This is a genomic window from Streptomyces sp. AM 2-1-1 (assembly GCF_029167645.1).
GTDB lineage: Bacteria > Actinomycetota > Actinomycetes > Streptomycetales > Streptomycetaceae > Streptomyces.
Genome location: NZ_CP119147.1, coordinates 6,335,197 through 6,351,687 on the forward strand (window position 1 = coordinate 6,335,197; position 16,491 = coordinate 6,351,687).

Consider the following 16,491-nt stretch of genomic DNA (forward strand, 5'->3'; position numbering starts at 1 on the left):
CTTTCCCGCTCCCCAGAACAGAGAGGCACGCCACCGTGCAGAGCGCCGAGATGAGTTCGCGGCCGGACGACCACCGTCCGGTGCGGGAACGGCCCGGCTGGACCACGAGCCGCTGGCTCGCCACCGGCACGACGGCTGCCCTGATGGTGCTGCTCATCCTCGGCAGCTTCGGCGCCTGGGCCCTGGTCCATGCCACAGCGGTCAATCAGCGGCTCGTCGACCGGTGGTCCCCGGCGCTCATCTCCTCGGTGCGCATGGAGGCCGCACTGGTCAACCAGGAGACAGGAATCCGCGGCTACGGGCTGACGGGCGACGAGGAGTTCCTCGCCCCGTATCGCACCGGTCTGACCCAGCAGGAGACGGCGGCGGCCGATCTGCGCGACCTCACCGCGGGAGACGGGCGGGCGACCGCCGATCTCCGACAGGTGCTCGCCACCGCCGAGGCGTGGCACGGGTCCGTGGCCCGGCCCGTCGCCGCCGCCGCCGACCCCACCGTCCTGGCCCAGGAGCGTGCCGAGAACGGGTGGGCCCAGTTCGACGCCGTGCGCACCGCACTGCGCGACCAGCAGGCGCACATCGCCGCCGAACGCGACGGGGCCCGCACCGATCTGACTCACGTCCGCACGGTGCGCAACACGATCTTCGTCATCATCGCCGCCGTGGTGCTGGCCCTGATGGCCCTGGCCTTCGCGGGCCTGCGGCTGGGTGTGCAACGGCCGCTGGACCGGCTCCGGGCCGACGTCCGCGAGGTCGCGTCCGGGAACTACACCCACACCCTCGTCCCCACCGGCCCCGCCGACATCCGGATCCTCGCCTCCGACGTGGACGCCATGCGGCGTCGCCTCGCGGAGGACCTCGCCCTCAAGGACCACGCACGGGACGTGCTCGACGCCCAGACCATGGAACTGCGCCGCTCCAACGAGGAGCTGGAGCAGTTCGCGTACGTCGCCTCGCACGACCTCCAGGAGCCGCTGCGCAAGGTGGCCAGCTTCTGCCAGCTGCTGGAGCGGCGGTACGCCGAGCAACTCGACGACCGGGCCAGGCAGTACATCTCCTTCGCCGTCGACGGCGCCAACCGCATGCAGAACCTCATCAACGACCTGCTCACCTTCTCCCGCGTCGGCCGCCTCCACACCGACGAACGAGACGTCGACCTGACGGGAGTGGTCCGGCGGACGGTCGGGGACCTGGACGTCGCCGTCCAGCAGACCGGCGCCACCGTCACCTACGGCGAACTGCCCACGGTCCACGGGCAGCCGACCCAGCTCGGCCTGGTCCTGCAGAACCTCATCTCCAACGCGATCAAGTTCCGCGCACCCGGCACCACGCCCGCCATCCACATAGCCGCCCGCCGCATACCCCACCCGGCCCACCAGGGAAGCGAAGAAGGCGGACACCCGTTCTGGGAGATCTCGGTGACCGACAACGGCATCGGCATCGCACCCGAGTACGTGGAGCGGGTCTTCGTCATCTTCCAGCGGCTGCACACCCGCGAGAGCTACGAAGGCAACGGCATAGGCCTGGCGCTCTGCAAGAAGATCGTCGAACACCACGGCGGATCGATCACCGTGGACACCACCCACACCGCGGGCACCCGCTTCGTCCTCACCCTGCCGGGGGCGTCGCACGACGACGGATCAGCGGGACCCGCGGACGCGTAGACACGTGGACGCCCCGCGCACGCGCCACGGATCTTCCGCGCCCTCTCACGGAGTGGGCCGCGGCAGGCAGGTCAGGGGCGGTCGCCGGTGCCACTGCCGGTAGGGGCGGAGGTGTGCTGGTGTCCGCCGGGCCGCGGTGCCCGTCGGGTGTCGTGGATGCTGTCGCGGGCGGCTTCGGCGACCGCGTCGGGGGTGATGCCGAATTCGGTGTAGAGGCGCTGGTAGTCGGCGGAGGCGCCGTAGTGCTCCAGGCTGACGATCCGTCCGGCATCGCCGACCAGGTCGCGCCAGCCCTGCCCGACGGCGGCTTCGACGCTGACCCTGGCCCGGACCTCCGGGGGCAGGACCCGGTCCTGGTAGTCCTGGGGCTCGGCGGCGAACCACTCCCGGCACGGCATGGACACCACCCGTGCCGCGATGCCCTCGGATGCCAGCAGCGCGCGGGCCTCCAGGGCGATCCGGACCTCGGAGCCGGTCCCGATCAGGATGACGTCCGGGGTCGCGTCGTCGGGCGCCTCCGCCAGGACGTATCCGCCGCGGCCCGCCCCGCTCGCGGGGGCGTACTGTCCGCTGTCGCGGTCCAGGACCGGCAGGTTCTGCCGGGACAGGATCAGCCCGGCGGGACGGTCGCCGTGCTCCAGGACGGTGCGCCAGCAGGCGGTGGTCTCGTTCGCGTCGGCCGGGCGGACCACGTCCAGTCCGGGGACGGCGCGCAGCGCGGCCAGGTGTTCGACCGGCTGGTGGGTCGGGCCGTCTTCGCCCAGGCCGATGGAGTCGTGCGTCCAGACGTAGATGGTGGGCAGCTTCATCAGTGCGGCCAGCCGGACCGCTGGGCGCATGTAGTCGGAGAACGTCAGGAACGTGCCGCCGTAGGGCCGGGTGAGGCTCTGCAGGGCGATGCCGTTGAGGATCGCGCCCATGGCGTGCTCACGGATCCCGAAGTGCAGGGTCCGGCCGTACGGGCCGCCCTTCCAGTCCTTGGTCTGCCGGTCGGCCGGCACGAAGGAAGGCTCCCCGTCCATGGTGGTGTTGTTGCTGCCGGCCAGCTCCGCGGAGCCGCCCCACAGCTCCGGCAGCACCGGCGCCAGCGCGCTGAGAACGGCGCCCGACGCGGCACGGGTGGCCATGCCCTTGTCGCTGTCCGCCGGGAAGGAGGGCAGGACGTCGGTCCATCCGTCGGGCAGCTCCTGCCTCTGCAGCCTGTCCAGCAGGGCGGACCGGTCCGGGTGCTCCCGCTGCCAGGCGGCGAACCTCTCGTTCCACCGTGTGTGGGCTTCGCGGCCGCGGTCGGCGGCTTCCCGGGTGCGGGCCAGCACCGACTCCTCGACGGTGAAGTGCGCCTCCGGATCGAAGCCCAGCAGCCGCTTGGTGGCGGCGACTTCGTCCTCGCCCAGGGCGGATCCGTGCGCCTTGCCGGAGTTCTGTTTGTTCGGGGCCGGCCAGCCGATCAGCGTACGCAGCATGATCAGCGAGGGGCGGCCGGTCTCCTCCCGCGCCGCGCGGGTCGCCGCCAGAAGCGCGTCGACGTCCTCGACGTAGCCGCCGGTGCCGGTCCAGTCGACGGTCTGCACGTGCCAGCCGTACGCGGCGAAGCGTGCGGGGACGTCCTCGCTGAAGGAGACGTCGGTGTCGTCCTCGATCGAGATGTGGTTGGAGTCGTAGAACACCGTGAGGTCACCGAGTCGCTGGTGTCCGGCCAGCGACGCCGCCTCGGCGGTGACGCCCTCCATCAGGTCACCGTCGGAGGCGATGACGTAGACGTGGTGGTCGAAAGGGCTGGTGCCCGCTGCGGCGTCGGGGTCGAGGAGGCCGCGTTCGCGGCGAGCGGCCATGGCCATGCCGACCGCGCCGGCCAGGCCCTGTCCCAGGGGACCGGTGGTGATCTCCACTCCGCGGGTGTGGCGGTGCTCCGGATGCCCCGGAGTCGCCGAGTCCCAGGTCCGGTAGGCCTCCAGGTCCGACAGTTCCAGGCCGTAGCCGGCCAGGTAGAGCTGGATGTACAGGGTCAGACTGGAGTGGCCGCAGGACAGCACGAACCGGTCCCGGCCCAGCCACTGGTCATCGGCGGGATCGTGCCGCATGACGTTCTGGAACAACAGGTATGCCAACGGGGCCAGGCTCATCGCCGTTCCGGGATGACCGTTACCGACCTTCTGCACCGCGTCGGCCGCCAGCAGACGCGCGGTGTCCACGGCTCGTACGTCCACCTCGTCCCAGCCCGCGCGCTCCGCCACCGGTTGCTCCACGGACCTGTCGCCGCGCGCCGTTCCGGTCTGGTCGTTCGTCATGCGATCGCTCCTTCGTCGAGAGGGGCGGCTGCGGTCGCCACCCCGCGTTCCAGGCTGACTGCGGCAGGGGACCGGTCACCTACGGCGGGCTTCGGCGGGCTTCACCGAGCGTCGGCAGGTCGCGAGGACAGCGTCCGGGCGGCCGTCGCGGCACGCAGTTCCTCCAGCGCGGCGCTCTGCCGCTCGGCGCGGTCCACCAGGGCGTCCAGCTGTCCGGCGGAGAGCCGTTCGTCGGATTCGGCCAGCGCGCGCAAGGTGCGCCAGCAGGCTGCCTTGCCCAGGACACCCAGCAGCATCGACTCCGCTTCCACGACGTCGCTCAGCGGCGAACGGGAGAGCAGGTGTCCGTTGGGCTTGAGACGGCCCGCCTTCTCCGCCACCCAGCCGAGGGCCGCCTTGGAGCCGCTGACCGGGATGCCCAGGTCCTTCATGATCGCGGACAGCGCGTCCCGGTCCTCGTCGACCTGCCGGGCCAGGTCGGCCAGCACCGCCGCCTCCCGCGCGTCCGGGCGTGTCTTCGCGGCGCGCCGGAACAGTTCCAGGCCGCCGGTGGCACCGGTGTGGTGGTCGTTGAGGTAGATCCCCAGCAGGTCGGTGTTTTCGGACGCCTCGGGAGCGGACATGTGCGAACCTCCGGAAATCGATGGGGAGCCACGAAGGCGACGCCGCCCGCCGATGGCGCTGTCCGGCTGCGGGCGGCAGGAACGGTAGATGTACCCGTCTCCCCGCTTTCGCCTCCCTCATACTCGTCGCGGCCCCGTCGTCCCCCGGATGACCGAATGGACGGGCGGGCGGGCGAGGTCGGTCAGGAAGCCGCCGTCGCCGGTGTGCGCAGCCACCCGGCGCCCCGCCCGTCTTCACGACGGTGGCTCCCGACCGTCAGGAGCTCACCGGTCGGGAGGGGTGGATTCCTCAGCTGACGCGGTCCGCCACGACCGGGTGGGGCACCCTCGGCGTCAGGGGTGGAGGGGCCGGATACCGGGGCCCGGCGCTGCCGTCACCCGGCGATCTCCCATATGTGGCCGGCGGGATCCCGGAAACTGGCGGTCCGAATGCCCCAGGGCCGGTTCACGGGGCCGTTGAGCAGAGTGACACCGCGAGCGGTCAGTTCCTCGCACATCGCGTCCACATCGCTCACCGGCAGGGTCAGCTGGAGACGGGAGCCGGCGTCGGCCCGGGCGACGCGAGCGGGTGCGATGAGCGCGGGCGCTGCGGTGGTCTTCAGCAGGTTGATGAGGGTGGTGCCGAACGCGAAGACGGCCGAGTTGTCGTCCTGGAAGACCACCGGCAGTCCGAAGACCTCCCGGTAGAACTGCTCCGTGGCGTCGAGATCCTCGACGAAGAGGGTGATCGCACTGATACCTGGGGGCCATGAGGGGGTGCTCGCCGTGTCTGTCACAGCTACAGAGGATCTACGAGCGGAAGAGCCACGTACAGAGGCCGGAGCGCGCGGTTCTCCCGGCGAGACGGCCGGCACCACCCGGTCCACTCCGAAGGCGGAGTCCGGAAGTGCCTTCGGCCCGTGGCCCGCCCGGCGAAACGGGACCGTCCACGACGGCTCCGGCAGGTGGCGAGGAGGGCTGCGGTCACGGGGCGGAGGGCTCCGCGCACCCAGGTCGCGCCGAGGTCGCACCCCGGTCGCGCCACGGACGTGGGGCAGGGAACGCGGGGCGGACCGGGCCGGAGCGGGCCGGCTTTTCCGCACCCCGCGCCCCCTGCGGTGCCGGCCCCGTGCCGAGGGTCCCGTGTCCGGGGCTCCCGCCGCCCGACCGTCCGGAGCGTTCGGGTGCTCCCCACCGATCGCCGGCGTTCGCCGCCCCGCTACCGGCTTCCACCTCCGAAGACCCGAGGCCCCGGATCAGCAGTGGTGGATGAACGGGGGCAGTTGGGCATGTACCTGCGAGGTGGCCCTGCGCAACATGCCGGTCTGCTGCTGGAGCGGGCGCTGCTGCTCTCCGTGCAGGGCGTTCAGGACGACGATGGCGCCGGTCAGGGCCGGGACGGTCCACTGCATGAGCGTCAGGTGGGTGCGGGCCCTGTCGAGGTCGACGGGGTGGGCCGCCGCCTTCTCCAGGTCGCGCGGGTCGTCGGAGACGGACAGTTCGAGCTTCTTGCCCAGCACCCGGCAGTACGCGGTCGCGGCCAGGGCCGCCCCGGTGAGCACCGTCTTGGCCAGAGTCGAGGCGGCGACACCCTGCTGGGTCTGCACCCGGGCGGCGTTGGCGGCGAGCAGGCCCGTACCGCCGATCAGATGCGCCCCGATCGCCGCGGCGTTCACCGGCAGCCACTTGGCCCAGCCGTCGCTCGCGATCCGGTCGGTCTCCGCCGCCGTGGAACCCTGGCTCCGAGCCGCTCCGTTCAAGCCGACGGCCCCCATCAGGGACCCGCCGAACCACGCCGCCATCCCCAGATCGTGGACGCTGCGCAGAATAGTGTTGCGCTCTGACATCGGTGCTCCTTCAGCCTGCTGGGCCCGCGGAGGTGCGGACGCCTCACCCACGCTCGCCGGGACCCGGTCGGCGCACCACAGGGGCGACGCATCCGGCCTACGCCACCCACGTCGGCCACGGCGCGCCCGCCGGTGGAACGGGCGGGGGGGCGGTGCCTTTGCGCGCCTGTGCGCGAGGGTCGCTCACCGCCGTCGATCACTCTGCGTTACTATGTTCCCTTCATGCCGGAGACCGGCAGCAGGGGCACGAAGCCGCCGACGGGCCGTCCCGGAGGCGAGGGGGAACAGCGGGCCAGCCGGAGCTCCCGACACGCTCTCCAGCGCCGTCGGCGGCCCGGGTGGGCTGCGAACATCACGTGGAGTGGACTGTTGAAGGCGGCACCCACCTTTGAGCGGACCCGAACCGTCGCGCGCCCGTCTGCGACAGGCCCCACCGCTTCCCCCCGGGCCAACACCCCGCAATCATCTACGACAGCTTGGCGTTCCCCAGCACTCCCGCCAGGACAAAACGCTCTTTCAGGCGGCCCCGGTCCGGTCCGTCGCGGTTGCACGCTGATGAGCCCTCTCAGCCAGAGGTGCCTTCCGTGCGCCGGCGGGGACGCGGCGGCCGGCCACGATACGCCCCCCGTCAGGACGGCCGCGGCGGCGTCGACGCCATGAGCCCGCCGTCCGTTCGGCTGCGGGCGCGGCGCGTCACCGACCACAGTCCCCGCCACGCGCCGGAGGGCGGGAAAGCAGCAGGGCGAACGCCGGCCGTCGCGGCGCTGGATCCCGCGACCTCACGAGCGGCGGGGGTCCGTCGGCGGCGCGGGAACCCACCGTCGGGAACCGTCCGGTGAGGCTGGTGGCTCACCGCGCTGCGCCTGACACCGTCATCCTCTCCGGAGCGTCCGAGCGGGCCCCGGGTGCCCCTGGTGGATGAACGCGGCCCAGGCTGCCGGGCGGTCCAGTTCCTGCGCACCGGCCAGTTCCCTCACGAGTTCGTCGCTGAGCGAACCGGGGTTCTCGCGTTCCGGATCGAGCATCCACATCCGGGCCCGGTGGAGGGCGTCCACAGGGCTCAGCCCTTCGACGGCCAGGTAGTGGTGGAAGATCGCCATCATCAGGGCCGCCGCCGAATCCCGCGCCGCCCACCGGGAGCCCACCACGTCCCGCGCCCCGCTCGCCACGAAGGCGGTGGTCAGGGTGAGCGCCTCGTCGTGGTCGCGCCTGCTCAGGTCCGTCTCGCAGGCACTGAGTACGACCAACGGGCCTTCCGGGCAGTCCTGTTCACCGGCGACGCGGTCGAGCAGCCGCGACACGGTCAGCAGCTCGGTGGGTGACCGGCCCTCCTTCCCCGGGTCAGGAGCCAGCCGTAGGGCCGATGCGGTCGGGCTGGTGCCGGCAGAGCCGTGACACGCCACGTGGAGCAGGGACGGCCCCTCGGCGAGGGCCGCGAGGATGTCATCCGGCGTGCCGGTCGCCACGAGTCCGGCGGGAGGCGTGTAGAACGCCCCGTACAGGCGCGCCCGTGGATACAGCGTCTGCTGGAGCCCTGTCACTTCCAGTTCCGCGAACGGTAGGCTCAAGGTGGGATCGGCCACCATGACGGGGGCGGAGGCTGGAGAACGCCGGGCGCGCCGGACCGTGCTCAGGAACTGGCGTCCGGACGCCGCGTAACTGATGATCATGATCTGGCACACCCAGTCCCGGCGGGACCCGGCCGGCAGGCGTGCCGCGTGCCAGGGGACGATGCCGAGGCGCCCGCAGGGCACCAGTACGATCCTCGGCGGTCCGGGGCGGTCCGTGCGTCGGCTCTCGTTCGCGGCGAGCCGTTCCGCGACGCCGGTCAGCACCGGGAGGATGACGGCGTCCGTCGCCCAGTCGCAGAGCTCGGACAGCGCCTCCTCCCAGGCCCGCAACGCTTCGGGGGCATGGGGCTGCTGCTGGTACGCCGCCGCGGCGTCGAGGTACCGCTCCAGGGTTGCGCTGTTCTCGCCGGACAGCAGGGGCATCGCCCGTACGCCGGTGCCGATGTCCGGACCCAGTACGACCGCCATGCCCGGCGCGGCGCCCTCGCCCGCGATCAGATAGACGAGCGCGTCCGCGTCGCCCTCGGCCACGCCGGCCTTGAGTTCGTCGACCGTCGGAGTGCGGAACAGGGATCCGTCCCGTTCGCGATGGCCCAGGGCCCACAGGGCGCGGCGCCGCAGGGAACTGGGAAGCTCCCTGGGGAGCGCGCCGGCCGCGCCGCCCGACCCCTGCTGCGCCGCTCGCCATTCCCGGGCGAGGTCCTGGTGGCCGCCGGCCTCCAGGAGTTCGGGTACGGCCCGTGAGGTGGACGCCGCTTGCAGCACCAGCGCGCGGCCCAGCTCCAGCGCGGCCACCGCCTCCTCCACCCGGCCCTGGGAGGCGGCCCAGACAGCGGCCCGCATTCCGTACTCGGATCCGGACCGGGCGGTCAGCAGAGCGTCGTGGGAGCCCGACTGCAGGACGACGTCACCGGCGAGTGCCCGCAGCGATTCCAGCGCGGCGGCCGTCGCCGCGTCCCGGTCAGCCGGGTCCTGAGTGCTCCGGAGGCGCGACCGGTAGCACTCCGCGAGCTGCCACAGGGCGGCGAATGCCACGTGCTGCATCCGGCCCTGGCGTACCTCGTCGCGCACGTGCTCCAGGCCGGTGATGGCGGCCGCGAGATCGGTGGGGTCCTCGTTGGTCATGTGACGGACGGCCGCCGTCATGGCGCGGAGGTACTGGGTACCCGCCGACGAGTCGGCGGGGGACGGCACGGATCCGGGCATGAGGTCGGGCAGACGGTCCGCCACCGCCCGCGAGGCGCGTATCCCGTCGAGAAGGGCGTCGAGTTGCGCGTCGGGGACCCCGGTCCCTCCGTCGGGCCTGGACGCGAGGGCGGCCTCCTGCTGGGCCAGGCCGCGGGAGACCGCCTCGCTGTCGCGGGTACGTTCACCGAGCAGTACGAGAGCGGAGCCGTGTACGAGCGTCACGGCGAACCGGGCCGGATCCCCGGCGGTCATGGAGGCTTCGAGCGCGTCCAGTTCGCCCATCAGCCGACGGAACTCGTCGACGTTCTCACCCTCCTCGGACCGCATCCTGACGAAGAGGTCGACCGCCCGCGCCATCACGGCGATGTGGGCCACACGTGGATCGTCGGCCGCCCACTGCGCGAAGTGCTCGACGACGGGGCCCGTCTGCCGGAGGGCCTCCGCGTCGTCGAACCTGCTGCCTCCGAGGGGGCCGGCCGTCTGCAGCACCATGCGCATCAGCGTCTGGATGTCGGAGGCGGCCCCGGCGCCGTCCGCCGGCAGCCGGTCGAGCTGACCGCCGAGTCGTTCGAGAACCCTGTCCAAGGTCCGGGGATCTCCCGTGCGCAGTGCTTCGGGTAGCCCGATCATGGCGGTGAGCCACGCGTGGGTGACCGCGGTATCCGTCCGGTCCGCCGCCTCCGCTGCCGGATCCTGGGCGGCGGGCTCCGGCGCGGGTTCGTGGGCGGCGGGCTCCGGCGCGGGTGAGGCCGTTTCACGGAGAATCGGGGACAGAGTCTCCAGCATCGACCGGAGTTCATCGCTCAGGGGGAAGCCGGGGGGCAGCATCGACAACAGCGCTTCGGGATCGGACAGATCCCCCTTCTCCAGGTACGAGAGCAGATCTCGCATCTGGTTCAGCTTCTGGTGCACTTCCGGCGGCAGCGTCGGTATCCGGCCGACCTCGGCGGCCAGGGCCGCGATCCGGGCCGCCTCGACGGCCGGCTGTCCGGGGAGAGACCCCGCGGAGAGGTCGAGGAGGGACCAGAGGTCCGGAGGGGAGGCCGTGGCGCCCGGCTGCACATGGGGAGAGACCATCAGCAGGAACATCGCCGCCCACTGCCTGTCGTCGTCCGCCATCCGCTCTCCCGCGGGCCTCGCCGGATCCCGTACCTCTTCCAACAGGAGCCGAGCCCGCTCCCGGTCGTCCGCCGTGCCGCGCCCGGAGGCGTGCCGCACGGCGAGCAGACTGCCGAGGACCAGGGTGACCTTGCCGAGCAGGAGCCGGTCGTGGTCCAGGAGGGGGCGCAGCCGCAGGAGTTCCGCCACGGAGCCCTCGAACTCCTCTGCGGTGACCGTCTGGTTCTCGTCGTTGCGCCCGATCAGCCGGGCGGCGCGTCCGGTCGCATCCATGGCCCAGGCCCGAAGCCCCTGGACTCCGCCGCTGTCCTCGTCGCCCGCCATGTTTTTTGACGCCCCGTCCGTCACGATGAATGCATCCGGCCGATCCCGCGGCCCCATGGACGCAGTGTGGCTCTTCGCACGGCCCATCGCCCCCGACTCCCTCCGAACGACCTCTTTTCGGCCCGGTTTCGCCCCCGCCCGACCCGTCGCCCCCACGCGGGTGGGCGGCGACGGGTCGAAGGGTGGGCGAGGTCCGGGTGCGGACTTCACGCGGGGCGCACCGCGGTGCTTCGCTGTTCCCGCGGGGGAAACCAGGGGGAGGAGGCAGCGTGGACATCGGTGTGATGACCGCTCCGCTCGTGGCGGTCGTCGGTGTCGTCGGCACACTGATGTCCGCGCTGCTGACCCAACGGGCCGCCGACCGGAGCCGGCAGCGCGAGCAGGAACGCACGGAGGGGGCGTGGGACCGGCGCATCGAGGCGCGAGAGCGGTGGGCGTGCTACGTGGCACTCAACATCTCCGGTCGCCACTATCTGGCCGCTCTCACCGACCAGTTGCACGCACTCGGCCATGATGTGGAGCTGCCGAACGTGCGTCAACGGCTCACCGACGCGCGGGACGACCACCGGGAGGCGTACGCGGAGGCACAGCTGATCCTCCCGGACCGGGTTCTCGACCATGCCGAGGCCGTGAGTCACGGGCTGGGCATGGTCTACGGCATGGTCCGGCGGCTGGACGACGGCACCCCGGAGACGGCGGACTCCCCGAGCGCGGCGCACGAGGAGATCCGGGCCCTGTGGGAGCGACTGCGGCAGATGCGCGCGCAGATGAGGGCCGATCTGGCTGCCTCCCGGTCGCAATCCGGTCGTCGGCGGGGTGGAGCCGAGGAATCCGGGGTGGCACCCGCGACTGATCGGCATAGTGAGGAGTGACCCACGTTCGCTGGGGCTGTGGAGGGCCGCTGGGCCCGGAGAGGCGGGGATGCCGGTGAACCGGGAGGAGAGCGGCGGTGTCCGGGGCCTGCGTGCCTGGGCCTTCGACGCCGGCGAGCGGGTGAAGCGTCAGCTCCCGGGCATGGGAGGTGGCGCGCTGCCGCCCGGGGCCCAAGGCGCCGTAGTGGCCGAACTCGAACAGCTCGCGGGGCTGCTGGACCATGACGACAGCCTGCGGGGCGCGGTGACCGTCTGGCTGGCGGGAGCGCTGGCCCTGCGGCACGCGGACGGGGACGCGGGCCGGGCCGAAGGGCTGTTGAGGGAGGTGAGGGACCGGGCGACGCCGCTGGGAGCGGTGTTGGGCGAGGAGGACCGGCGGTGGGCCGCACTGTTCCTGATGGGCCTTCTCTCTCCGGTCCAGCCACAACCAGGGGCGTTCGGTTCGGCGCCCGACCTCTCCGGCTGTCTCGAGCGGATCAGTCGGGCGGGCCCCGCCGCAATGATCGCCACGGCCACGGAGATCGGCGCGCTGATGACCGAAGTGGTGGAACTGCCCCTGCCGTCGGAGACGATCGGCTCATTGCGTCAGGCACAGGCGCTCTTCACGTCTCCCTCCGCGCAAGGGCTCTCCGATCTGGTGAAGGGCATGATGCCTCCGGGGGCGGAGGGTTCCCCCTTCGAAGCCCAGGTGCAACGGATGATGGAGCGGATGCTCAGCGCCATGGCAGCAGGGGGCCGGAGCCCGGGAGCGTCAGCGCAGGACCAGGACCAGGACCAGGACCAGGACCAGGACCAGGGCCCGGGCCAGGGCCAGGGCCCGGCAGCGTCGGCGCAGCCGCCACCGCGGTCACGGCCAGAGCCACGGGCACCGGCGCAACCGCAGCCCGGTGTGCGTCCGGACCCGGAGCCGGGGCCCGGACGACCGCGCCTCCCGGGATTCCCGTTCACCCCGGAGGAGTTCCGGAACTCGGTCGCCGTCCTGGACGCCGTCCACGGAGTGACCGGCGGGCTTGATCCGGTCCTGCGCAGCGGGAAAGCCGCGGAGCTCAACGCCTTACTCGCAAGGCTCCGTTCGGCGCAGGACCTGGCGGTGCCGGGCACGTGGGACACAGCGCCGGGCCTGGAATCGATCAGGGCACTCCTCCTCGGACTGAGTCCCGCCGTGGGTGGCACCCACCAGGACCAGTCGACGGGCCGTGCCCATCTGGACAAGGTCGTCCGACACCTGGAGGGCCTTGGCGAATCGCTGCCACCGGAGATGGGCGACCCGGCTGTTCTGGCCGCGGCGATACGGATCGGCTCCGGTGCGAGGGAGGCCGGCGAGACCGGGGACGGCTCGGCGCTGGGCGGACTCCTGAAGGAGGCCGAGGCGCTGGCGGCCGCTGTTCCCGAGGACGACCCGCTCAGGTTCGCGGTCGACGGTGCGCTCGGCGGGGTTCTCGGCGCGCTCGGTGTCGTGACCCATGACAGGGAGACGCTGCTGCGGGCCCTTCCCCACATCGAGCGGGGGACCGTCCGCCTCCAGGAGAGCGCCGCGCCGTTCGCCGGTGCCGTGCCCGTGCCGTCGGTGGGGAGCATCGAGATGCTCCGGGCGGCTCTCAGCGGCGACAAGGACGTTCCGGTACCCGATCTCCCTCCTCCCGCGCCGGACGCCTCGATGGAGGAGCGTTACAGCTACGCGCTTTCCCTGGGCATGCGTTTCGACCACACCGGCGATCCAGTGGTACTGGACGCCTGTATCGAGGAGTTCGAACGGCTTCGAGCCGGCATCCGGGACGGCATGGGACCGCGGTTCGCCGCGGACGCGCTGTGGCACCTGACCGAGATGTACCACCTGCGCCGCCTTCGCACCAGCGACGTGCCCGACCGGGCGGCGGAGACGCGCACGGTGGAAGCCGCCGAGGAGGCGCTCGCCTCGCTCGCGGCCGACGTCCTTCTCCAGACAGGGGCCGAACACGGGCTGCTGGCCGCCCGTACCGGGGCGAGAAGAGGCGTCAGGGCCGCCCGGATGGCTGCGTCGTACGGCATGCTGCACGAGGCGGTGGCCGCCCTGGAGGTCGGCAGGGCCCTGGTTCTGCAGGCTGCCTCCACCTCGTCGGCCGTGCCCGACCTGCTGGAGGCAGCCGGACGCCACGACCTCGCCGAGGCATGGCGGACGGCCGGCCGGAGCAGCGGCGCCGACGACGGGGCAGAGGTGCCCGGGCTGCTGTCGAGCACGCTGCGGCGCGAAGCCCTCGACGTCCTGGGCCACCGCCGGGGAGTCCTCCTGAACACGCCCACGGTGAGCGAGCTCGCGGACGGGCTCGCCGAGGCGGGTGCGGACGTACTCCTCTATCTGGTGGCCGGTGACAGGGAGGGCCCGGGCCTGGTGATCCTGGTGGGACCGGAAGCCGGAGTCGGGGCTGGAGCCCTGCACGACCTCCTCGACGTCGAGGAGGGGCCTCTTTCCCGGTACGTCGAGGCGGCGGCGGCACGCGATCGCAGCCGGACCGGGGCCGCCGCGCAGGCGTGGGAGGCGGCCTTGGAGGAGTTGTGCGACTGGGCGGCGCAGGAGCTGGGTCCGGTCCTGAACGGCGTCGAGGAGCGCCTGGCGAGGACGGGCGCTGGGCGGAAGGGCCGACCGCTCCGCGTCGTACTGGTGCCTTGCGGGCGCCTGGGGATCGTCCCGTGGCACGCCGCGAGGCTCCCGGCCGAAGCGGCTCACGACCGGCTCTGCCAGGCCGCGGTCGTCAGCTACGCTGCATCGGCCGGCCAGTTCCTGCGGGCGGCACGCCGCGCGAGGCGGCATCCGGCCGCCGTCCCCGTACTGCTGGCCGATCCGTCGATGACTCTGTCGTACGCCGATACGGAGGTCACCGCTCTGCGGGACGCCTTCTACCCGGATGCCCGGCTGTGCGGCGCGCTCTACGACGAGAAGGTGCCACCGGGAACACCCGACGCGGTCCTGGGGTTCCTCGGCGACGGCATCTCGCTGCTGCACATCGTCTCGCACGGGGAGGCGGGCACCCGCCCCACGGTCTCGGCCCTGCATCTCGTGGCCGAGGACAGGTGCACGCCGGCCCCACTGACGGTGGCCCGGCTGCTCGACCACGAGAAGCGACAGGACCACACCGACGGTCCGCTGGTCGTACTGAGCGCCTGTCAGACCGACCTGAGCGCACGGGATCACGACGAGGCGCTGACTCTCACCACGGCGTTCCTCGCCGCGGGGGCGCGGGACGTCGTGGGATCGCGCTGGCTGGCCCAGGACAGCGCTTCGGCGCTCCTGATGGCCGTTTTCCACCATTACCTGACCGTGGACGGGCTCAGCCCCGTCGACGCTTTGCGAGCGGCCCAGTTGTGGATGCTCGACCCCCTGCGCGAGAACCCCGGATCCCTCCAGGGCGACCTGCTCCGGGAGATGGAACAGCCGGGACTGGAACGGACCGCGTTCTGGGCCGCCTTCACCCATCAGGGACATCCAGGCCCGGACACGGCGAACCGAGGAGAGGGAATCGTATGAACGAGGACGGCCGCGGGCCATCGGCGGAGCCGCTGCTCGCCCTGATAGGGGAGCACCGGGATTCCATCCGCGCGGCGTTGGGGGACACCCAGTACGCCCTGCTGCTCGCCCGTCTCGGCGAGCTCGCCGAGGCACCACCGGATGAGACCATGGCGGTCCGCAGGGGTATCCGGGGCGTCGAACTGGCCTTGCGTCCACTGCCGTTCACGCATCCGTTGCGCTCCGCGCTGGACAGGGTGCGGCTGGTCGCAGCACCTCCCGGGCCGGAGACCGTGTCGGAGGCGCTGCGGCTGGTCAACCTGTTCACGCACCCGGAACCCGAACCGGACCCGGAACCCGAACCGGACCCGGGACCCGCACCGGGCCCGGAGCTTGATCCGGATCCGGTCCCAGCACCCGGTCCGCTACCGCGTGCGGCATCAGAGTCGGTCTTCGCCCGGGGGCAAGCGCCCGATCCGCTGCTCGGGGAACCGGCCCTCTCGGCGGCCGAGGTGAGAGCCCGTTGCGGCGGTGCGCCACCACCCGAACTGATCAGACTGCTGGACCCGCCGAACGGCGACCGCTACCCGGAGTTCCAGTTCCCCCGGGGCAGCGGCACCCCCCACGAGGTCGTGCTCACGGTCAACCGGCTGCTTCTGGCGGACGTCGATCCCCGCGGCGCCGCGTCGTGGTGGCTGGGCAGCAACACCTGGCTCGGTGGGTCGCCCGCGTCTCTCCTGGGACGGCTGCCCGACCAGGAGCTCGTGGGGGCGGCCGTCGCCCTCGTGGAGGGAGAGTGACGATGACTTATTCCGCGCCCCTGATCAGGTTCTTCCCCATGGCCCAGGGTGAACTGCACCCCAACCACAAGGTGATTCCGGCAGGCACGGAGCTGTGGCGGGTGCACAAGTCCAAGTACGGACCCGGTCAGTTCAATCCGACTCTCGCGGACCTGCACTTCGGGGGAGGCCGCTTCGACGGCACCCTGCTGGACCCCTACCACAGCCTGTACGTGGCCGACAACGCGCTGACGGCGCTCGCGGAGAGCGTGCTGCGCTCCGTCCCCTGGAACGGGGAGAGGCGGGTGATCCCCTACGCCACCGTGCACGGCAGGTCGCTGAGCGTGCTGCGCACCACGTGCGAGCTGCGGGTGGTCTCGCTCATCAAGGAGGTGGATCTGGCCGCGGTCCGCCGGACCGCCGACCTCCTGGACGACGAGAGGAGTTACGCGAAGGCGCGGCGCTGGTCGAGCGAGATCCGCGCTCACGCGCCGGACGCCGTGGGGCTGGTGTGGCAATCCCGCCGTAACCGGCCCGAGGACGCCATCGTGCTCTTCCACGACCGCTTCGACGACTGCCACTGCAAGGCTCTGGAGGTGCTGGAGGGTCAGGGCATCACGGACCTCGGCTCCCCGGCCGGCCTCAAGGAGGTGAACCGGTTCCTGGATCCGTTGTGGGCGGAAGTGTCGCAGCCCGAAGGGTGGTGAGGCGTGGCCGGTCATCGTCCCGGGCGCCCGGACGCTGCTTGTCAGCCCGGGA

General features: G+C 72.1%; 10 protein-coding genes. 5 read left to right on the forward strand and 5 right to left on the reverse strand.

Going from position 1 to position 16,491, the window contains the following annotated elements; genetic code table 11:
* The first annotated feature begins 50 nt into the window (after positions 1-50).
* Positions 51-1,661 carry an ATP-binding protein gene (locus tag PZB77_RS27615; RefSeq protein WP_275495341.1) on the forward strand — a complete coding sequence of 537 codons (1,611 nt, stop codon included), beginning with the start codon at positions 51-53 and terminating at the stop codon, positions 1,659-1,661.
* A 71-nt stretch (positions 1,662-1,732) separates the two neighbouring features.
* Here PZB77_RS27615 and tkt read toward each other — a convergent pair whose 3' ends face one another.
* The 5 genes from tkt to PZB77_RS27640 all read right to left on the reverse strand — a co-directional run bounded on the left by tkt (position 1,733) and on the right by PZB77_RS27640 (position 10,624).
* The gene (tkt, locus tag PZB77_RS27620) at positions 1,733-3,949 is read right to left on the reverse strand and encodes a transketolase (protein WP_275495342.1); all 2,217 of its coding nucleotides are present in this window, start codon (positions 3,947-3,949) and stop codon (positions 1,733-1,735) included.
* Between the two features lie 101 nt (positions 3,950-4,050).
* Complete coding sequence (locus PZB77_RS27625) at positions 4,051-4,572, reverse strand: hypothetical protein (protein WP_275495343.1); 522 nt, start codon at positions 4,570-4,572, stop codon at positions 4,051-4,053.
* A 374-nt stretch (positions 4,573-4,946) separates the two neighbouring features.
* Positions 4,947-5,348 carry a VOC family protein gene (locus PZB77_RS27630; RefSeq protein WP_275495344.1) on the reverse strand — a complete coding sequence of 134 codons (402 nt, stop codon included), beginning with the start codon at positions 5,346-5,348 and terminating at the stop codon, positions 4,947-4,949.
* A gap of 459 nt (positions 5,349-5,807) precedes the next feature.
* The gene (locus tag PZB77_RS27635; protein ID WP_275495345.1) at positions 5,808-6,398 is read right to left on the reverse strand and encodes a hypothetical protein; all 591 of its coding nucleotides are present in this window, start codon (positions 6,396-6,398) and stop codon (positions 5,808-5,810) included.
* 872 nt (positions 6,399-7,270) lie between these two features.
* Entirely contained in the window at positions 7,271-10,624 is a 3,354-nt protein-coding gene (locus PZB77_RS27640; RefSeq protein ID WP_275495346.1) for a CHAT domain-containing protein, read from the reverse strand.
* Positions 10,625-10,869: 245 nt separating this feature from the next.
* Here PZB77_RS27640 and PZB77_RS27645 point away from each other — a divergent pair, with 245 nt between their 5' ends.
* The 4 genes from PZB77_RS27645 to PZB77_RS27660 are packed head-to-tail and all read left to right on the forward strand — an operon-like array spanning position 10,870 to position 16,439.
* A complete protein-coding gene (locus PZB77_RS27645) occupies positions 10,870-11,472 on the forward strand; it encodes a hypothetical protein (RefSeq protein WP_327270180.1) in 603 nt (200 codons plus the stop codon).
* Positions 11,473-11,521: 49 nt separating this feature from the next.
* Entirely contained in the window at positions 11,522-14,974 is a 3,453-nt protein-coding gene (locus PZB77_RS27650) for a CHAT domain-containing protein (protein WP_275495347.1), read from the forward strand.
* Complete coding sequence (locus PZB77_RS27655) at positions 14,971-15,753, forward strand: hypothetical protein (RefSeq protein ID WP_275495348.1); 783 nt, start codon at positions 14,971-14,973, stop codon at positions 15,751-15,753. Before PZB77_RS27650 ends, PZB77_RS27655 begins: the two co-directional genes overlap by 4 nt.
* A gap of 2 nt (positions 15,754-15,755) precedes the next feature.
* The gene (locus tag PZB77_RS27660) at positions 15,756-16,439 is read left to right on the forward strand and encodes an RES family NAD+ phosphorylase (RefSeq protein ID WP_275495349.1); all 684 of its coding nucleotides are present in this window, start codon (positions 15,756-15,758) and stop codon (positions 16,437-16,439) included.
* Positions 16,440-16,491 lie beyond the last annotated feature (52 nt).